Source organism: Pseudomonas sp. Irchel s3a12 (genome assembly GCF_900187485.1).
GTDB classification, from domain to species: domain Bacteria; phylum Pseudomonadota; class Gammaproteobacteria; order Pseudomonadales; family Pseudomonadaceae; genus Aquipseudomonas; species Aquipseudomonas neuropathica.
In genome coordinates this window covers 206,442-226,693 of the sequence record NZ_FYDN01000013.1, presented here as the reverse complement: position 1 = coordinate 226,693, position 20,252 = coordinate 206,442, and the positions used below count along the sequence as shown (strand labels likewise).

At 56.9% G+C, this 20,252-nt stretch carries 15 protein-coding genes; 10 read left to right on the top strand and 5 right to left on the bottom strand.

Translation table 11 applies throughout. From position 1 onward, the window contains the following. Positions 1-42: 42 nt before the first annotated feature. Positions 43-1,206 carry a sterol desaturase family protein gene (locus CKW14_RS22110; RefSeq protein WP_095047288.1) on the top strand — a complete coding sequence of 388 codons (1,164 nt, stop codon included), beginning with the start codon at positions 43-45 and terminating at the stop codon, positions 1,204-1,206. A gap of 43 nt (positions 1,207-1,249) precedes the next feature. On the opposite strand, the gene CKW14_RS22105 is transcribed toward CKW14_RS22110, so the two are convergent. The 4 genes from CKW14_RS22105 to rsgA form a co-directional block, all read right to left on the bottom strand. Beyond that, a complete protein-coding gene (locus CKW14_RS22105) occupies positions 1,250-1,735 on the bottom strand; it encodes a toll/interleukin-1 receptor domain-containing protein (protein WP_093430168.1) in 486 nt (161 codons plus the stop codon). After that, the gene (locus CKW14_RS22100) at positions 1,735-2,694 is read right to left on the bottom strand and encodes a caspase family protein (RefSeq protein WP_095126142.1); all 960 of its coding nucleotides are present in this window, start codon (positions 2,692-2,694) and stop codon (positions 1,735-1,737) included. Before CKW14_RS22100 ends, CKW14_RS22105 begins: the two co-directional genes overlap by 1 nt. Positions 2,695-2,696: 2 nt before the next feature. Continuing rightward, positions 2,697-3,104 (bottom strand): TIR domain-containing protein, encoded by a 408-nt coding sequence (locus tag CKW14_RS22095; RefSeq protein ID WP_095047290.1) that lies wholly within the window; start codon positions 3,102-3,104, stop codon positions 2,697-2,699. Between the two features lie 212 nt (positions 3,105-3,316). Further along, positions 3,317-4,348: a small ribosomal subunit biogenesis GTPase RsgA gene (gene rsgA / locus CKW14_RS22090; RefSeq protein ID WP_016985702.1), complete on the bottom strand. Its 1,032-nt coding sequence runs from the start codon at positions 4,346-4,348 to the stop codon at positions 3,317-3,319. A gap of 107 nt (positions 4,349-4,455) precedes the next feature. On the opposite strand from rsgA, the gene orn reads away from it, so the two are divergent. From orn to CKW14_RS22060, 6 genes are all read left to right on the top strand, one after another. Beyond that, positions 4,456-4,998, top strand: coding sequence for an oligoribonuclease (gene orn, locus CKW14_RS22085; protein WP_064593092.1), 543 nt, complete (start codon positions 4,456-4,458; stop codon positions 4,996-4,998). A gap of 92 nt (positions 4,999-5,090) precedes the next feature. Then, on the top strand, positions 5,091-5,702 hold the full coding sequence (locus tag CKW14_RS22080; protein ID WP_093430171.1) for a trimeric intracellular cation channel family protein: 612 nt from the start codon (positions 5,091-5,093) through the stop codon (positions 5,700-5,702). Between the two features lie 175 nt (positions 5,703-5,877). Further along, entirely contained in the window at positions 5,878-6,909 is a 1,032-nt protein-coding gene (locus tag CKW14_RS22075) for a hypothetical protein (RefSeq protein WP_095047292.1), read from the top strand. Positions 6,910-7,094: 185 nt separating this feature from the next. Beyond that, a complete protein-coding gene (locus tag CKW14_RS22070; RefSeq protein WP_095126141.1) occupies positions 7,095-9,524 on the top strand; it encodes a DUF6543 domain-containing protein in 2,430 nt (809 codons plus the stop codon). A gap of 339 nt (positions 9,525-9,863) precedes the next feature. Further along, a complete protein-coding gene (locus CKW14_RS22065; protein ID WP_095047294.1) occupies positions 9,864-10,850 on the top strand; it encodes a hypothetical protein in 987 nt (328 codons plus the stop codon). 23 nt (positions 10,851-10,873) lie between these two features. Continuing rightward, a complete protein-coding gene (locus CKW14_RS22060; protein ID WP_141231817.1) occupies positions 10,874-15,697 on the top strand; it encodes an RHS repeat domain-containing protein in 4,824 nt (1,607 codons plus the stop codon). 25 nt (positions 15,698-15,722) lie between these two features. On the opposite strand, the gene queG is transcribed toward CKW14_RS22060, so the two are convergent. Beyond that, positions 15,723-16,796 carry a tRNA epoxyqueuosine(34) reductase QueG gene (gene queG / locus CKW14_RS22055; RefSeq protein ID WP_095047296.1) on the bottom strand — a complete coding sequence of 358 codons (1,074 nt, stop codon included), beginning with the start codon at positions 16,794-16,796 and terminating at the stop codon, positions 15,723-15,725. A 63-nt stretch (positions 16,797-16,859) separates the two neighbouring features. On the opposite strand from queG, the gene CKW14_RS22050 reads away from it, so the two are divergent. From CKW14_RS22050 to CKW14_RS22040, 3 genes are read left to right on the top strand one after another with little or no spacing between them, the layout of a single operon-like run. Then, complete coding sequence (locus CKW14_RS22050) at positions 16,860-18,359, top strand: NAD(P)H-hydrate dehydratase (protein ID WP_095126139.1); 1,500 nt, start codon at positions 16,860-16,862, stop codon at positions 18,357-18,359. Continuing rightward, on the top strand, positions 18,347-18,817 hold the full coding sequence (gene tsaE / locus CKW14_RS22045; RefSeq protein ID WP_016985707.1) for a tRNA (adenosine(37)-N6)-threonylcarbamoyltransferase complex ATPase subunit type 1 TsaE: 471 nt from the start codon (positions 18,347-18,349) through the stop codon (positions 18,815-18,817). Before CKW14_RS22050 ends, tsaE begins: the two co-directional genes overlap by 13 nt. Positions 18,818-18,874: 57 nt before the next feature. Further along, positions 18,875-20,248, top strand: coding sequence for an N-acetylmuramoyl-L-alanine amidase (locus tag CKW14_RS22040; RefSeq protein WP_371748301.1), 1,374 nt, complete (start codon positions 18,875-18,877; stop codon positions 20,246-20,248). Positions 20,249-20,252 lie beyond the last annotated feature (4 nt).

Below are 20,252 nucleotides of genomic sequence, written 5' to 3'. Positions count from 1 at the left end.
GCAATGAGCAGTCGCAGTATTCGCAATCACGGAAGATCAGTTATGGAAAGACTCAAAGCCTATTTTCAGCGGCACGGCAACGCACCCTTCAAGTTTGGTGAGGGGCGGGTCAGTGGCTATATATCAGCCACCCTCGGGCTGTTGAGCCTGTTGGCGGTACTCTGCTTTCTCTTCCCGGAATGGCTGACCACGGCTGAACTGCGCAAGGTCTATGACGAGCAATTTGCGCGCACCACGCTGTTGCTCGGTCTGGTGCTGTCGTTCAGCCTCGGCACCCTGAATATCCTGCTCAACAAGCGCAAACGTCTGGGGATTACCGGATTGGTGGCGTCGGGGCTTGCAGTGTTTCTGGGCGGTACCAATGTCCAGGTCAGCGCGATCGGGCAGACGCCGTACTCGCTCGGTCTGGACTGGTTTGTGCTGGCGCTGCTGGTGTCGGCCATCGTGTTCATTCCTCTGGAAAAGCTCTATTCCAAGGACCCCGAGCAAAACATCCTGCGCCCGCACTGGCGCACCGACCTGACCTACTTTTTCGTCAGCCACATGCTGGTGCAGTTCATCCTGATTTTCATCACCGCCTCTTCGAGTTACATCGCCGGTTGGGCGATGTCGCCGGGCTTGCAAGCGAGCGTGCAAAGCCTGCCGCTCGTTGTGCAGTTTCTGCTGGCGATACTGGTCGCCGATCTCGGTCAGTACTGGCTGCACCGGCTCTACCATGTAGTGCCATGGCTGTGGCGCATTCACGCGGTGCATCACTCCAGTACGCACATGGACTGGCTCGCCGGCTCCCGCGTGCACTTCATTGAAATCCTGCTGACCCGCACTGGCGTGCTGGTGCCATTGATGCTGCTGGGCTTCGCGCCGCAAGCGTTGAATGCCTATGTGATCCTGGTCGGTGTTCAAGCGGTACTGGCCCACGCCAACGTGCGAATCAACGGCGGCTGGCTGAACTACCTGATCGTGCTGCCGCGCTATCACCATTGGCACCACGCTCGGCACAAAGACTACATCTACAAAAACTACGCGATCCACACGCCGCTGGTGGACATGCTCTTCGGGACGTTCAAGCTGCCGCCAAAGGAATGGCCGGTGCGTTATGGCGTGTTTGGCAAGGAACTGCCGGGCGGGATTGTGCGTCAGCATCTGTATGCGTTTCGCAAGCCTGAGCCAAAGGTGGTTGTGCCAAAACCGCCGGCCAGCGTGTGAGGCAAAAAAAAGCCGCGAGATGATCGCGGCTTTTTTACGTCTGTCAGAACCCACGCCGAATCCGGTTCTTCAGTTGTTCGTGGAAAATCTCGGCGTTGCGCTTATAGGTGCCGCTAAAGGATTCATTGCTCGAATCCAGCGTCATCGAGCGTTTGTTGGACACTTCCTCGCGATACGCGTCGATAAAGAAATTCAGATCACTGTCCGTGCTCAGCTTCGGCCACTTATCCAGATACAACGGCAGCTCCGTCGGCCCGGTCTTGAACGAGCAGATCCGCCGGTTGCTGATGGTCGCTTCGCCAATTTCGAACGGCACCCACCACGATAACGCAGTCTTTTCCGAGACCACTGCCAGCAGGTGCGTGCATTCGGTGATGTTGCGGGTGATGACCCCAGTGATGTCGTCGGTGGTCTGCGACTCGGGGTCGAGCACGTCGAGGTAGGTTTTGATGTTGGCCTGGATCAGGCGGCTATTGATGGCGATGGCGTGGGCGCGATCCATGTGGCGGTAGCTGATGAATACGGGCATCAGAAGTGTCCTTTTATGGCGAGTTCGCGGTAGTAGGCGCCGAGGGCGGTGAGGCGGCAGCCGGTGGAGTTGATGGCGGCGTAGTACATGTGTTCGGCGTCCACGGGCTCGATCAGGCTGTGGCGATTGCACATTTGCAGTTGCTTGAAGATGTCGCCGTGCTCGGGGTTGAACTGCGCTTCGGTGGGCTCGTAGCTGGGGTCGAGTCTGAAAACGAAGCTCGGTTCCGGGAACCAGTCCTTGAGTTTGCGCAGGGTTTCTTCGGCGATCAGCGGCGCGACCTCGCGTAGCGGCACAAACTGCGAAACATTGGTCTTGAATACCGGACGCTGTTCCCAGGCTCCCAGCGCATTGTCGACAAACGAATAGACGCTACCGGGGGTGATCTTGCCGAGTACGTTGGCGGCGCCACCATGCAGCGCTTGCAGCAACAGATCCGTAAATACCCCGTGACCGCGGCTTTCCAGGGCGTACTGTTCTTTTTTGCAGGCGGTGAGAATGGTCACGCCTTCGCCGATCACACTGCTGCCGCCGCGCAGGTTGCGCAGGGCGCCTGCTGCACCGGCCTGGCAGCAATCGAGAATGATGATTTTATTCTTGATGTGCGGGGCTTTGTCCGCCCATTCCAGAATGTCGCTGATGCGAATACCGTCTCCGCCAGGCTGATAGTCCTGGGGAATGAGTAGTCCTTCGTCGATGCTGGTGTCGAACTGCCCATGACCGGCGAAGTACAGCAGTGCCACGTCACAGTCGCCTGAGAACAGGCTCTGGATCTGCTGTTTCATGTGTTTGAGCGTTAGTTGTTCTTCGGCCGACGTCAGCACTTTGCTGCTGAAGTTCGGGCGCCCGTTGGCGTGACGCTCCAGTACCGAAGCCATGGCCATTGCGTCGTTGTTGCAACCGCTCAACGGCGAGACGTAGTCGTAGTGGTTGATGCCGATAAACAGTCCCTTGCGCATAATCACACCGCCGTATGCAGGCGAATCGCGCTGACGATGCTATTGGTGTTCCACGCGCATTCGGCGTGTGCCGCGTCACGTACCACGGCGGAAATGCGCTCGGCGCCGAATGGCTTGATCGCGATGATCACCTTGCCCATGCGTTTGGCGATCTCGATTTCCTTGTTGATCCACTTGCTGTAGGTCGAATACATCCCGGCCATGATTAGTACCGCCGAGCAGGGGCGAATCTTGTTTTCGATGGCTTCTTCGAGCTGCTTGTCGGTCTGCGCGCCCAGGATCGGGTTATGTGGCGGCACGGAAAAATTCTTGAAACTGAAATCCGGCTTGGCGCCGAGCAGGCGTACCAGATTGTCGTGAGTGTGGGCGTAGTTCCACGAATGGCTGATGAACAGGTGATAGGTCTGCATGGGGTTCCTCGAAGGTCGCGAAGGTGCGAAGGAGGACCCCAATCTAGGCATCTGGAGCTTGCCTACAAGGGTTGGGCGGTGAAAGAGAAATGTCCTGCAAGCAGGCGTGTGCGGGCCTGTAAGAAAAGTCTGGCGTTTAACGGAATCGGGGGGTTGTCAGGCGTAGTCCGACATCCGGCAGCCCTCGGGCGAGGTACTGCCGGTGCAGATGTTTAGTAGCCGTTTTCCGGCAGGCTGGCGATGATCGAGCGGTAGCTGTTCATCCGCTGCTGCTGCACGCGGCCATCTTCCAGCGCCTTGAGCAGTGCACAACCCGGTTCACGGTCGTGCTTGCAGTCGCGGAAGCGGCAGGTGCCGAGCAGGTCATTGAATTCGATGAAACCGGCTTCAACATCGGCGCGGCTGACGTGACCCAAGCCGAATTCGCGGATACCCGGGGAGTCGATCAACTCACCGCCGCCAGGGAAGTGGAACAGGCGCGCAGTGGTCGTCGTGTGCGTACCCTGACCGGACAACTCGGACAACGGCCCGACACGGGTTTCCACTTCAGGCAGCAAGCTGTTGACCAGCGACGACTTGCCGACACCGGACTGGCCGACGAACACGCTGATGCGCCCGTCGAGCTGCTGTTGCAGTTGTTCCATGCCGTTGCCGTGGTGTGCCGAGACTTCAAGCACCGGATAACCGAGTGTGCGGTACACCGCCAGCAGCGCATTCAGTGCTGGGGCGTTCTGCTCGTCGATCAAGTCGAATTTGTTCAACAGCAGCAGCGGCCGGATGCCAGCGTGTTCGGCGGCAACCAGATAGCGGTCGATCAGGTTGGCATGCGGCTCAGGCAGCGGCGCGAAGACGATGACGATCATGTCGACGTTGGCGGCTACCGGTTTGAGCTGGCCACGGCTGTCCGGGCGGCACAGTTCGGTGGTGCGCGGCAGTTGCGCGACAATCACCCCGATGCCCTGATTGCCGGCACGCCAGACGACTGTGTCGCCGGTTACCAGCGCAGGCAGGTTGGCGCGCAAGTGGCAGCGGAACACTTGGCCGGCCTGATCACCGTCAACGGCCTCGACCTCGACCTGTACACCGAAGTGGGCAATCACCAGGCCGGTCTGTTCCGGGCCCAGGTCGCCGCCCTCAAGGGCTTCGACAGCCGAGGACTCGCGTTTGGCGGCGCGTGCAGCGCGCTCGCCCTGAATCTTTTCGATGCGCCAGTTTTGACGACGATTGAGTTGGCGTTTGGCCATGGGTGTTCCGTCTGAAGAATGCAGCGATTAGGTAAAACGGCCGCGAGTTTAGCACGCCCGGCCACCGGCCTAGGCTAAACTGCGCAGCATTGCCTAGGAGCCGACATATGCAAAACCCGCAGAACCTGATCTGGATCGACCTGGAAATGACCGGTCTGGATCCGGAAAACGACGTCATCATCGAGATGGCCACCATCGTCACCGACAGTGATCTGAACACCTTGGCCGAAGGCCCGGTGATCGCTATCCACCACAGTGACGAAGTGCTCGCGCGTATGGACGAGTGGAACACCCGCACCCACGGCAACTCCGGCCTGACCCAGCGCGTGCGTGACAGCCGAATCAGCATGGCCGAAGCCGAAGCTGAAACCATCGCCTTCCTGGAAAAATGGGTACCGAAGGGCAAGTCGCCGATCTGTGGCAACAGCATCTGTCAGGATCGCCGCTTCCTTTATACCCACATGAAATCACTGGAAAGCTATTTCCACTATCGCAACCTCGACGTCTCCACGCTCAAGGAACTGGCCGCGCGCTGGGCACCGGACGTGCGTGATAGCTTCAAGAAGGGCAGCACACACCTGGCGCTGGACGACATCCGTGAGTCGATCGCCGAGTTGCAGCACTACCGCAAGCATTTCATCAAGTTCTGATGCCTGGCGATGGGGGCGGGCATTGCGATTGCCCCCTTTTGGTGCCGCACTGAAATGGCTAGACTGCGCGCCTTCCTGCCTGGATCGCCACCATGTTGCTGATGCTCTATCTGATCGCCATCACCGCTGAAGCCATGACTGGCGCCCTGTCTGCCGGGCGGCGCGGCATGGACTGGTTTGGCGTGGTACTGATCGCCTGCGTAACAGCCTTGGGCGGTGGCTCGGTGCGCGATGTGCTGCTCGGGCATTATCCGCTGACCTGGGTAAAACACCCGGAATACCTGGTGCTGACTTCGGTCGCGGCAATGTTCACTGTGTTCACCGCGCGCTGGATGCGCCACTTGCGTTCGCTGTTCCTGGTGCTCGACGCCGTCGGTCTGGTGGCGTTCACCCTGATTGGCTGCATGACCGCACTGGAAATGGGCCACGGCATGCTGGTGGCGTCGGTCAGCGGCGTGATCACGGGGGTGTTCGGTGGCATCTTGCGCGATATTTTCTGCAACGACATTCCGCTGATCTTTCGCCGCGAACTGTATGCGAGCGTCTCCTTCGCCGCAGCGTGGTGCTACATGCTGTGTCTTTATCTGAATGTGCCCGGTGAACAAGCCATTCTGATTACGCTGTTCGGCGGGTTCTTGTTACGTCTGCTGGCCATCCGTTTTCATTGGGAAATGCCCAAGTTTGTTTATAACGACGAGCCTTGATGCTTGTCGCCGGAAAATAGTTGTTTGCCAGATAAAAGTCTGTAAGCCACTAGAGGTTTGCAAGCGTATGTTTCTTACATTTTTCGCTTTGCTGTTTATTTGAAAGGTCTGTAATTTTTTTGTTGGCATATTTTCGATGTCGACATTTAAATATTACTCTTCGAAGGAACACATCATGAGCGAAAGCATGGATGCTACACACGATCAGCAAACCACTGCGCGCATACTCGCAGGCCTTGCCATTATGAAGGTCAAGTTTGATGCGAGCGACAATACTCGCACTAAGTCGCTGTTTGGTAATGGCCGGATGCAGGTGAAAGTACAAGTTCTGGTTTCCGGGGTAGACGCCAACGGCAATGCCATGCACGTGCCTGCAGATGTAATGGAAAGCATCGAACTGATTCATTACAGCACTGGCAAGACGTTGCGCGACGGCTGGGTCGCAAGCACCGATCAAGGGCGGTTTACGATTGAGGCACGACCTTCAACCACCGCCGGAGACGCTCCCGACAACGATCCGGAAAATGACAGCGTCCATCCTCAGGTCCGAACGTTTTGGGTATCCTCATCGAGCGCCGGGACGACCCAGATTGGTGCGCGTCTGTCGCTGAACGGTGAGAGGATTCTCAGTAATGGAACGACACTCTCCAGTGTTCATGACAGTAGTGTAACCATCGAAGCACAACCTCCATCGGCGTATTCCATCGAAGAATTTCGCTGGTATCAAACCCGGCGCGGCGATGAATTGCCCGGCAATCGAATCTGGAACCACCGTCTTGGGCTCTATCCGCGAGGGCAGCAGATCAAACTGGTCGATTGGGTTGTAGACGGAGTAGGAGAAGGCGTTGACCATAAATTTGCGGGGGGTAACAGACTTAATGAAATAAAAACCAATTATATGGAGGTCATTCTTGTTCGCCCTGAAAAACAAAGGGTGACTGTGATCTTGCCGGCTAACGGAGATCCTTTTGTATACACCTTTTTTCCTGACGCCCATACATGGGGTCGAGAGCATTATGATGTGAAGGTCCAGAGCGATGGAGAGCTAACCGTCGTGCAAGCCCTGTCCGAATACTCGGAAGCCGGTAAAAGTTCCAAGTACGGAGACAAGCTTCACTTTCTTGCCATTGATGAACACGGTACGGAGCATAGGCTGGCGATTCGCGTGAACTTTTACGAACGAAATTTATATCTGGAACGAGGCTAAGACTCACCTTCACTGATGCAATGCCAGTGGATGTAGTAGATATATATGCTTTTTGGCATGGCAACTACCGATAAGCTGTGGTGTTCAATTATCAGGTAATTGCATTCAAAGTGCTTTTGCTTATATCGAGTGTTGGCCCTTCTGTATGCGGGGCCAACGCAGCCATATCTCAAGGATGAGCAGCCATGACTGGCAAACTGCCAAAGGTCAAACCTGTACCTGCCCCAATCAAAACCCACGAATTCAGCGTAGACGGTGCTCGCCGGCCACCGTCCGGCTCTTCAGCAATGCCGCACCTGCCTATACCCCATCACCTCGAAGCGTTGCCCGTTTCCTTCGGGTCTGACTCGATCGCAGTGACGCCAGCGATCAGAGTGAGCGTGAACCCGAGGTCATCTGCGATCGATGAGTTCGCGATGCATGCCGCGAAGTACTCACTGGCAGATTACTGCATACCTGCACCCAAAACCTTCGATGAAACCGATGCGCAAGGCATCAGGATTGTGAAGCAGCGCCAGTACGTGGCCGTGGCCGATGACCATGTTGTGCAAGTGGTGCTGGACGCTAAGAGCGGGCTGTTTCGCGCCACGCTGGCCAGTGAACTCGACCCCTCCGGCCCGCTATTGAAGCCGGACAGCGAAGGCCGGTTCTGGGCTCCGCTGAACAGCGATGTCCCCCCCTTCACTGACTCAATCTCAGTACAAACCGCACAACTTTTTCGCCGGATGGGCCTTTCCGTGGGGCAATTTTCCGCCGTCATGGTTGCACGTGTGCTGGCCGTGAGCGGGGTCAATGAATCAGTGCTGCGCGATGTGCTCATTCATGACCGCCCTGCGCCTTTTTTACTGGAGGACACCATCAGGCGATTGGAACTTGATCAGACGATTCAGGCGCAGGGACGCGGGGCCGCCCCTGAGCAATTTAGGCGGTTCAAGGATCTGGAAGATGCCTTTGAATCCGATTGCGATGAAAACACTTTACGGATGCGCCGGGTGTTTCCACATCTACCGAAAACGGCTGCGCTGGCGATATGGCGCAATATGAGCGCTGCCGAGCGTTTACATATGCACAACCAGCTAGGCATGCCTCAGCGAGTGGCGAAAGAGGCTCTGGTGGCGCTGCGAGAGATTCGCTTGGCAAGGGCCGTGGAAGGCATTCACTTAGAGGCCGTAGCCAACCCGGACACTGATCGGTTAGTGCTGCATATGCTCGGAAATCTGGCGAATTGGCCGCGGCAAACGCGTGTCGAGATTCGCCAAGGGACGATGGACGGGCATGTCCTGAGCGCTATCGGCGAGGCCCGATCGCCGTTTCGTCACATACTGATCCGTCAGGATGATGGCTATGTCCTCCAGAGCCGCGACGCCCAATCACCTCGGAAATCGAAGGACCTGTATTCAACCATCTGGTTTCTGTTGTCGCCCGGGCATCGTCAGTTGCTGGGTGTGACAGAAGTTGGTGGTGCGGCGTTGCAACAGTGGGTCCGTGCGCAGCCGTTGCCATCACGCCAAACCGTGAGTGAGTTGTTGGGGATGGCGCCGCTTGCGGTTACCGTTGATCCTGCCACTGCACAACACCGGCAAACGGGGCAGTTGCGAGGCGGCGGCGACAACAACCTGACATCGACCAAGTCCGTTGCCGACCGTGTGCGTGATCTTTATCCGCATCTTCCAGATCAGGAGGTGACGGCATTTATCACCGAGCGCTTGAAGAGTGATCCTTCCGGCGTATTGCTGCGCCTGGAAAAAGAATTTGTGACATTGCGTAATGAATTGGCGATATGGACTGCCGAAGGGGCATCACCTCATACGCGGACGTCGGAACCAGAGGGCGCGTCGACGCTTGCCGAACGACGCCTGGCTCGCGAGAAGTTCAGCGCAAAGCTGCAAGATATCTGGCAGCGCAAGTCGGTTTCGAGGTGGGGCGAGGGGGATTATTATTTTTCTCACTATGTTGATTTTTCGGGTGAGTTACCAACGTTGTCCGCCCGATTTGAATATGTAGCAGAGTTGATATTGACCGCAAATGAACCGGGTGCACGGATAGGTGCGTTTCTCGACAGCTTTCCGAATATTCAATATTTGGGAGTCGTTGGTATAAAAATGGAAGGATTCCCGTCGGGAATATTTCAAATGCGCCAGTTAAGCGAACTTACGCTGGACGGGTGCTCGCTAAAACTATCCGAGGTCACAGTTGAAGGATTGTCCAGAATCGAAACGCTGATCCGATTGAATCTGGCAAACAATCCTCTGACAGTTGTTCCGCATGTAGGCTACATGGCCGGTTTAACCGGATTAATGCTGAGCAACGCACATCTTTCCAGCGTTCCTTCAGGCATAGATTCGCTCAGGAAACTGGGGGTTGTGGCATTGCATGATAATAATATTTCTGACGTGGGATATGAATTGTTCGAGATTCCCGATACACAGGATCTGTTCATTGGTTTATTGAATAATCCGCTGAGTGACGCGTCAAGGCAACGGATTAGTCAGTATCTTGAAAACTCCAGTATGGATCGGAAGGTGGAAATCCAGACGGAGGAGGTGGTTTTCGAGTCTGACTCCGATAGCGAGTCCTCGGAAAGCGGATTCTCGACAGGTTCAGACAGTGACTGAATATTGGTGGAAGTAACCGCTCCTTTGTTTTTCTAACATAACCTGACAAGAATAAACTGCCCGTTGGCTCCTCTTTTGATTCTGTGCAGTTGAGGTCAGGAGGGGAGCAGATTGTTGAGTGCTGAAATCAAAGGGGCAGGCGGAGTGTGGTTGAAGTTCGCTTGATGTGGTCTGCGATTGTTGAATGTATTAGCATTTGTGAGAGCTGTTGGGGTTGATGTTGAAATATTACTTTCTCATAATTTGTCGAATGTCGCGGCTGTTCTTATTTAAAGCGAGCGTCAATAGTTTGCTGGGTCCTTAGAGGGCGAAGTGTATTAATCAGCAAGGTATTGATAAATGTTTGATGAGCAAATTGGTATTTCCCGTATCGAAGTTAAACTCGATGCCACAAGGTCGGGCCAGCATAAAGTGCTTTATGCCAACGGGCGCATGCAGGTGCGTGTTTTGGTGCTTCTGCACGGGATCGATAACAATGGCGATGGCGCATCTCTGTATGGGCATCCCGCCCTGCAATCACTGCGGTTGATCGCCTATAACGGCGCGCGCCCTCTGGAAGGCGACTGGAATGTATCGCTGCAGGAAAATCGTTATGCTCACGAAATGTCGGGCGGTGCACCGCGGATTACCGAAGTACCACGTGCCACGCACAATCGGATAAGTGACGACTCTGATCCCGTGCAGATTTTCCAGTTTTGGGTTTCGGCCACCAGGCCCGGAATCATGGAAGTGGCCGCCGAAATTCTCGTGGATGGCGTGTTATTGCGAAGTAACGGAATCGGCTTTGACAGCAGTGTTACGCTGGAGGCAATTCCGCCGAAAGAATATTCGCTGAAGAGCTTTACATTCAATGAATATGGTAGCAGACAGCAGAAAGCACAATATGACTGGGTTCAAAGTCATCACATTGGGCTGCACGCGGACGGCAGGCAGATTCACCTGTTTGACTGGTACAGCAGTGAGGTAAAACTTGATCCTTATGATTCCGAAGATGCGGTGCAAGTCTATGCCTCCGGAAACATTCCTGGTACTCGCGACGGGCGCAGAAACTTTTACGGTTACATGGCACCCATCTACGGCCTGAAAGCAAATTTCCGCAGTCCCCTCGGTATCATGAACGTGCCGATCAACAATGTGCCTGGGCAACTGACGCTTGTTCAATATATTTCCGCTGACCTGCAAGTGGGGCGGGAAAGCGAGGGTTCATTCGAGTTTGCAGTGATCGATGAGTTTGGCTCGGTACACAGGCTGTGTATCGAAGGTAATAAAGAGCAGCGCACTTTTATTCTGGGTGAGTCCAAGCGACCAATGAAACAGATTGTCTGATTTCATAATGTGGTCAGCGATGTTTGCTGGCCAAGTTTACGAGTCAATATCTGGATCTTGAAATAAAAGGACGTTTTTCAATGGAAAGTAATTTATCTGCCGCTGTTCATTCAAATGCTTTCAACTTCGGTGAATTTGTCTCCGGAGGTGTGGATCCCCGCACCGGCATGTATACGTGCTCGTTTTCGTTAGGAAAGTTGCACTCGGCGGATCTCAATGGTCCTGAGCTTGCACTTTCAATGGGTTTCAATCCGCTCAACCAGGCGGACTCTGGTTTTGGCATTGGCTGGTCTTTGACCCTGACCCATTACGACTTGCGCAGCAAAGTCATGACGCTGTCCAACGGTGAGCGTTACAAGGCTGTGGAAACGTCCACCGGTTTGAAGTTCAAGGAAATGAAACTGCAAACGGCAAAGGTGCTGGTGACCGGAGCAGGGCGCTATGAAGTTCGATACAAGGATGGTCGGCGTGAACTGCTCAAGGTCCTGGCTGGCACTCAGGTCGCCGTAGCGGAAAAAATAATCGCGGCGAACGGTGTAAGCATCGCGTTGAAGCACGAGATGTTCAACCAGTTCCCCAGGTTGGCCGAAGTTCGTGACGCCAAACAATGCCTGCTGAAAATCACCCGCAATGCAGGTCAGGTAACGTTGACCCGGTATCCCGATACCTCTTCCAGTTCCGACTACAAGTTGATCTTGAAAAACGCTCGGGTAACGGCAATCGAGCTTCCGGTAGGTAAAGGTTGGGAGCTGGAATATGAAGTCATCGACGAGGGCAGCTATTTGCACCGAGTCGTCAATCCGCTGCGCGGCGTAGAAATCATTCGCTACAAGCGGCAAGGTCATAGCTTCGTAAATGGCGCGGAACAGACACTGCCGTTTGTTATCGCGCACGATATCTACCCAGGGCGCGGCCAACCCAGACTCTGCAAGACATACACGTACTCCGACCATAACTTCCTTGGGCAGGGCCTCCTCCCCGCCAAGGATAATGACCTGGACCCGCTCTATCTGGCGCCCGGCCACTATGTCTATACCTCGGACGAGCAGTTGTTACTGAGCGGCAAAGTGCATACGCGCATTAAACGCACCTACAACAAGTTCCATCTGTTGGTGGCTGAGGTTACAACCTGCGGTGACGCCCAGATCGCCACCGCCACCGAGTATCACTGCTCCGTCACCAAGCCTTTCAATGAGCAGGCTGCTCAGTTTCGTATGCCGAAAGTCCATACGGTGACTCACCTCGATCGACGCACCCAACAGCAGCGTGTGGAAACCACCGTCACCGAGTTCGATGGCGAAGGCAACTTGCTCAAACACATTGAGCCAAGTGGGGTGACGACTTCGACGGAATTTTATCCGGTAGGTGGTGGAGACAATTGCCCAGAGGATCCGCTGGGTTTCTCAAGGTTCCCGAAAAAGAGAACGGTTACCGCTGCCGCGTCGGGTGGGGCTTCGACTGTCACGTACTACGACTATGCGCTGCATACTGCACTGGAGGGGGCGGAGCTGGCATTCGTGTTGCCGGTTGCGGAACGTTTTTACGAAGTTGTGGCAGATGTTGAAGTCTTACGCTCGAAAACCGAACGCAGCTATCTGGATACGCCCAAGGACCCACTCAAGCACGGTGCCACGAAACAGCAAAGTATCACCCTCAATGAGAAAAAAACCTCTACCGGGTTTTCCTATGAACTCGAGGGTGACAGGTTGCGAGTCAAGTCCAGCACATGTGGATTCGACGGTGCGCTACAGACCAGTGAGAAAGTGCTTTCGACGCTGACCGGATTACTGATGTCAGAGGTCGGTGTCGATGGCGAGCACGTCGAACATGAATACGACGCCATCGGCCGGGCAGTGCGCAAAACGGTTGCTTCCGGGAGCCCTTATGCGGCCGCTACCCAGTTTGCCTATCTGGCCGCCAGTAAACAGCAACCGGCGACCATGGTGACCACGGATCCCGTCGGTGGTGAGCAACGTGTGAATTATGACGGCCTGGAGCGGGTGATCACCGTTCAGGAAAAGGACTGCGACCATCCTGACAAGGACGGGCTTATTCAGGCTCGCACGATTTATTCTGCCCTGCATGATTCGGTCGGTCACACGGTGAAAGTGACGCTGACCGATTGGCGTGACGGCAAGCCTTATCCGCTCAGTACCCGCTACGAATTCGATTCCTGGGGCCAGGTCAGCAAGACGCTGCATGCCGACGGGCGTATCGAACACAGCGAGGCGAATCCGGTTCTTCGCCAGCAAACCCATTGGCTCCAGGGGATGGGCAAGACACTCACCCTCGTCAATGACTTCGGTAAACCGCTGAGTGTCGAGAGCTTCAATCTGAAGAGCAAGAGTCTCGGCAAAATCGTTTACACCTATGATGGGTTGGGGCGCACAACCAGCGAGACAGATCCTGTCGGCAATATCACTCGATATGAATACGACGTTTTTGACCGGATAATCCGCATTGTCCTGCCTGATTCCAATACGGTGGTGACCGACTACGCCGAACATAGCGATGCCGGGCTACCGATCGGCATCAAGGTCGGTGACACGGTGTTGGGGCAGCAAACTTATGATGGTTTGGATCGTTTGATACAAAGTACCGTAGGCGGACGAAAGTCCGAGGCGGGTTATGAAGCGGGCTTCACTCAGCCGCAGTGGTACAAGAGTGCTGATGGCACAAAAACCGAATTCACTTATTTGCGCGATCTGGGCGGTGTGCTGACGGAGCGCAAGTCAGGTGCATTGCTCACGAACCTGACTTACGACCCCGCCAGTGGCAATCCCTTGGCCTGTACCGAAAACGGCAGGGAGCGCAGCTTTACCTATTACCCTTCCGGACGCCTCAAATCCGAAACGACGACCTTCGGCGCTATCACAAAATCAACGTCCAGTACCTGGTCCCTGCAGGGACGACCGATCACCCATGTCGATGTACTCGGAGCCGAAAGCCGATCCGAATACGACAAGCACGGCCGCCTGCTATCCACCTCACAGGGCTCGTTGAAAACCGAATTCCACTACGCCATCCAGACGGGGATGCTGGACTGGACGAAAACCGAAGAAACGTCGACCAAGCGGCAGATGATCACCCGGTTTGCCTATGACGATATCGGTCGTGAAACCCGTCGTACGTTCGAGATTCAGGGCCAGCCCGACCAGACGCTGGAATCGACTTACACGCTTGCCGGCAAACTGGCGCAGAAAGTCTCCAGGCGCGGCACGCAACTATTGCGCGACGAACAATTCACCTACGATGTGCGCGGGCGACTGATCCAGTACGACTGTGCTGGCACCCAAAAGCCCCGCGATCCGTATGGCAAGGAAATTGTCCGGCAGACGTTCACCTTCGATGCGCTGGATAACATTCTGACCGTGCAGACGAAGTTCCCGCTGGGCATGAATCTGACCACCTTCAGTTATGACAATCCTGATCCTGTACAGCTCAGTGCAGTCAAACATTCCCATGCCGACTATCCACCGGCAGTGACACTGGAATACGACGCCAACGGCAGGATGATCAAGGACGACCAGGCGCGAACCCTGGCCTATGACGCATTCGGACGTCTTGAGCAATTGTCCAGCGCAGGGGGATCAGTCATTCGTGGCTACCATTACGACGGCTTCGACGATCTGGTCGAACTGTCGCAACCCGACAAGGTGATTACGCAGCGTTACTACCATGCGGGCCGGGTCGCCAATGAGGTGAGTGGTGAAAATTCGTCCAGTTTTGTGCGTCACGGTGGAGCGCTTGTGGGGCAACAGCAACTCGGTTCGAACGCCGGCGCGCAGCTGTTTTGTACCGACCATCAGCAAAGCGTGCTGGCAACGCTGGGCAAGGAACAGCTCACCGATTGCGCCTACAGCCCTTACGGGCATCGCCCTGCCGAAGGTGGACTGTTCAGCCTGGCAGGGTTCAACGGCGAGCAGCTGGATCCGGTGACCGGGTTGTATCTGCTGGGTAACGGTTACAGAGCCTATAGTCCGACACTGATGCGTTTTCTCGCCCCCGACAGCATGAGCCCGTTCGGCGCGGGCGGATTGAATGCCTACAGTTATTGCCTGGGCGACCCTGTCAATCGTGTTGACCCTACCGGACATATATCCTGGCAAACGATCCTGGGCATCGGACTCAGTATTCTCGGGGTTGTGGCCAGCGTACTAACGATGGGCGCGGCGACGCCATGGGCAGTGGCGGCATTGGGGCTGGCGGTTGCTTCAGGTTTGGCGGGTATCGCCAGCGAGCTGGCCAATGAGCTGGCACCGGGTTCTCAAGCAGGCGAGATATTGGGCTGGATCAGTTTTGGTCTTGGGCTGGCTTCGCTGGGTGCAGGTATGGCGGCAGGTGCAAAAGCTGCTGTGAATGCTGGCAGGAAGATGGCTTCAGCCTTTAGCCAAGGGCTCAGTGGCAAGGGGGCAGGCAAAGCGGGGCAATATTTAAAGAAGGGTGGAAAAGGCGCCAAGGCTGCGGCCAAAAAAGCCAATGCGCCCGTGGAGACAGTGCCGGACGAACCTTGGCAATTGCATAGGGCCAAAAAAGACAATTTCGTGTCTGAAATTAATGAGGAGAGGGCTAAAGGTTTCTACAAGCTCGTGGAAGGCAATAAGTCCGCCAGCCAAGCAGCGGCGGAGTCCGAGATGCTGTACGAGGAGTTCGGCCCCGTCGGCGCTGGAAGAAAAGTAACGCATGTTTTTTTTGCGAAGACGAAAGGACGTGGGGAGCGTATTTACCTTCTAGAGGACAGTAAACAGCGAGTTTGCAAAGTCTTGCAGGCGGGCGGCCATTTGTCCGACGGGCAGACCAACACAATGATGAAAACGGCTAAAAGCATTGATACAACGCGCATGTGAGCGGCTTGAGTATTTTGCTTGCCCTTTATGCATTCGAAAGTCTGGAGTGCCGTTCCAGCGCCCACTCCACATGCTCCCTGACCAACTCTGACGGATAATCCCGTCGAGCCTTCAACGCTTCCAGCACCGGAATCGTTGAAGGCGCATTGCCCAATCCTACCGCCAGATTCCGCAACCAGCGCTCATACCCCGCCCGCCGCAACGGCGAACCTTCAGTGCTGCTCAAAAACTTCTCTTCGTCCCACAAAAACAGCTCAGCCAACTCGGCATTATCGAGGTTGTGCCGTGGCTTGAAATCGCTTTCCCCTGAGGGCTTGGCGAAGCGGTTCCACGGGCAGACGATCTGGCAGTCATCGCAGCCGAACACGCGATTGCCAATCAGCGGCCGCAGATCCTCGGGGATTGCGGTTTTCAGCTCGATGGTCAGATAGGAAATGCAGCGCCGCGCGTCCAGCACGTAGGGACCGACGAAAGCATTGGTCGGGCAAATGTCGAGGCACGCGGTGCAGCGGCCGCAATGTTCAGTGCTGTGTGGTTCATCCACCGGAAGGGGCAGATCGACAAACAACTCGCTCAGGAAGAAATAACTGCCGGCCTTGCGATTCAGCACCAGAGTGTTTTTGCCGATCCAGCCCAGCCCGGCCTGTTCGGCGATGGCTTTTTCCAACACCGGGGCGCTGTCGACAAACGCGCGGAAACCGAACGGGCCGATCTGCGCCTGAATCTTGTCGGCCAATTGCTGCACACGTTTACGGATCAATTTGTGGTAATCGCGGCCCAAGGCATAACGCGACACGTAGGCTTTTTCCGGTTGCGCGAGCATTTGCGCCATTTGCGTGTCGCCGGGCAGGTAGTCCATGCGCAGCGAGACCACGCGCAACGTGCCCGGCACCAGTTCTTCGGGGTGCGAGCGTTTGCTGCCATGGGCGCCCATGTAGTCCATTTCGCCGTGGTAGCCGGCCTCGAGCCAGCGCGCGAGGTGCTGCTCATGCTCGGCCAGATCCAGGCCGCTGATGCCGACTTGCTGGAAGCCCAGCTCGCGGCCCCAATCCTTGATCGATTGGGCGAGGGCGGGCAGGTCTGTGGTGATGGCGGACATGAGGCGAGAGAAACCGGAGCTGAGGTGCGTATAATTCTGCCAGACATCGGAGCCCGAAGACGCATGCCGCATACGAAAGATGAATTACCCGACGCGCTGTATGGCGCCGCACAGGTGCGCGAACTCGATGCACGGCTGATTGCTGCCGGTACGCCGGGCTTCGAATTGATGCAGCGCGCGGCCCATGCGACGTGGCGCGCATTGGTGCGACAGTGGCCTTCGGCGACTGAACTGACGGTGCTGGCCGGGCATGGCAACAATGCGGGAGACGGTTATCTGGTCGCGGCCATGGCCCAGCGAGCCGGGTTGCTTGTGCGGGTGTTGGCGGTCGGTGATCCCCGGCAATTGCAGGGCGACGCGGCGTCAGCCCATGCCGAGGCCTCGACGCACGGTGTGGCGATTCAGGGCTGGAGCGCTGACAGTGAGTTGCGCGGGGTCATCCTCGATGCCCTGCTCGGCACCGGCCTGAGCGGCGACGTGCGTGAGCCGTATGCCACCGCGATCAATGCGATCAACGTCAGTGGTTTGCCGGTTGCTGCGGTCGATATCCCTTCCGGATTGTGTGCCGACACTGGGCGAGCGCTGGGTGTCGCGGTCTGTGCCGATCTCACGGTGACCTTTATTGGTCTGAAGCTTGGGCTTTTCACCGGTGACGCGGCGGATCATGTCGGCGCGCTGCTGTTCAACGATTTGCAGGCGCCAGCGGAAACTTACCGTGACATTCCTGTCCGCGCCCAGCGACTCAATGCCGCTAATCTTCCTCGATTGGCGCCGCGCGCGCCGGCGTCGCACAAGGGGCGTTTTGGCCATGTGTTGCTGATCGGTGGCGATCACGGATTTGGCGGGGCGATCCTGCTCAGTACCGAAACGGCGTTGCGCAGCGGCGCGGGCATAGTTTCGCTGGCGACCCGTCCCGAGCATGTGCCAGCAGCCCTGACCCGTGTGCCGGAAGCTATGGTTCTTGGCACCTCATCGGCCAATCAGTTGATGGGTTTGCTGGAAAAAGTCTCGACGCTGGTCGTCGGTCCTGGCCTCGGCCAGGCCAGTTGGGGCCGCGCATTACTGTCGGCGGCGGCCAACGCGGCATTGCCGCAAGTGTGGGATGCCGACGCACTGAACTTGCTGGCGAGTGATTTCGTTCAATTGCCCAAGGATTGCGTGATCACCCCGCATCCGGGCGAAGCAGCGCGTTTGCTGGGCATCAGCACCGCCGACGTGCAGGCGGATCGTCCCGCGGCAGCGTTGGCGCTGAGCAAAAAATATACAGCAGTGGTGGTGTTGAAAGGCGCAGGCAGCCTGATTGCGCATCCCGATGGCCGTTTGGCGCTTTGTCACCAAGGTCATCCGGCCATGGCCACTGCAGGACTCGGCGACGTACTGGCCGGTTTGACCGGTGCGCTGCTGGCGCAGGGCATGGCCGGTTTTGATGCGGCGTGTCTGGCGGTCTGGCTGCACGCCAATGCCGGTCAGCAACAAGGAAAATTCGGCCGTGGGCTGGCGGCCAGTGATCTGATTCCAGCCATTCGTCAGTTGTTGGAGGAGCAAGCACCGTGTCTGAAGTAACCCTGTACCTGGCCGATGAACAGGCCATGAGCGACTTTGGCGCACGGATCGCCCGCGTGACCCAGGGCCATGGCCTGATTTTTCTCGAAGGCAACCTGGGCATGGGCAAAACCACCCTGTCGCGGGGCATCATTCGCGGCTTGGGCCATGTCGGCGCGGTAAAAAGTCCGACCTTCACCTTGGTCGAACCCTACGAGATCGGTGACATCCGCGCCTTCCACTTTGACCTGTATCGCCTGGTCGATCCGGAAGAGCTGGAGTTTCTCGGCATCCGCGACTACTTCGAAGACGATGCCCTGTGCCTGATCGAATGGCCCGATAAAGGTGCAGGCTTTTTGCCAAAGCCTGACCTGACCATTACCATTAGCCCGCAAGACAGCGGGCGTTCGCTGAAAATTTTATCCCAGGGCTCGCGTGGCGAGGCCTGGTGTGCCGCTTTGGCATTGGAATCCAATTAAATGATGGGGTTAGGTATGCGCTTTCGCGCGTTGGTGGCTGCCGCTGGACTGTTGTTGATGGCAGTAACCGTCAACGCTGTGGCCGATTCAAAGGTCAACAGCGTGCGCCTGTGGCGGGCGCCGGACAACACGCGACTGGTCTTCGACCTGAGCGGCCCGGTGCAGCACAGCGTGTTTACCCTGACCGCACCGGACCGGCTGGTGATCGACATCAACGGTGCCACCCTCGGTGCACCGCTGAATGTGCAGACCGCGAACACGCCGATCACCGCAATGCGTTCGGCCCAGCGCACGCCGACCGACCTGCGCGTGGTCATCGACCTGAAAAAAGCCGTCACCCCGAAAAGCTTCTCGCTGGCGCCGAACGCGCAGTACGGCAACCGCCTGGTGGTCGACCTGTTCGATAACCCGGCCGACGCCGCACCGCCACCTGCGCCGACGCCGCAGGTCGCGACTGTGCCAGCGGTGCCGGTAACCCCGACCGAACCGGCAATCAAGTTGCCGCCAGCCCCGGCCGGCAAGCGCGACATTATTGTGGTGATCGACGCCGGCCACGGTGGCGAAGACCCGGGCGCATCCGGTTCGCGCGGTCAGCGTGAGAAAGACGTAGTGCTGCAGATCGCTCGCGAACTGCAGCGTCAGGTCAACGGCATGAAAGGCTTCCGCGCCGAACTGACCCGAACCGGCGACTATTTCATCCCGTTGCGCGGTCGTACCGAGATTGCCCGCAAGAAGGGCGCCGACCTGTTTGTGTCGATCCACGCCGATGCGGCGCCATCTGCCGCCGCTTTCGGTGCATCGGTGTTTGCCCTGTCCGACCGCGGCGCAACCTCGGAAACCGCCCGTTGGCTGGCCGACAGTGAAAACCGTTCCGACTTGATCGGTGGTGCTGGCAACGTCAGCCTGGATGACAAGGACCGCATGCTCGCCGGCGTGTTGCTCGACCTGTCGATGACTGCCTCGCTGACTTCCAGCCTCAACGTCGGTCAGAAAGTCCTGACCAACATCGGCCGCGTCACGCCGTTGCACAAACAGCGTGTGGAACAGGCCGGGTTCATGGTGTTGAAGTCGCCGGACATCCCGTCGATTCTGGTCGAAACCGGGTTTATCTCCAATGCCAACGAAGCCAACAAGCTCTCGGCATCGAGCCATCAGCAAGCGTTGGCCCGCTCGATCAGCAGCGGCGTGCGCCAGTTCTTCCAGCAGAACCCGCCACCGGGCACTTACATCGCCTGGCTGCGTGATTCCGGCAAGATCGCTCAAGGCCCGCGCGATCATCGCGTCGGTCCGGGTGAAACGCTGGCGATGATCGGCGTGCGCTATCAGGTGTCGCCGGCCACGCTGCGCGCTGCCAACAATCTGAAAAGCGATGAACTGAAAGTCGGTCAGCACTTGACCATTCCTGGCACCGAACTGGCGTCCAAAGAATGAACGA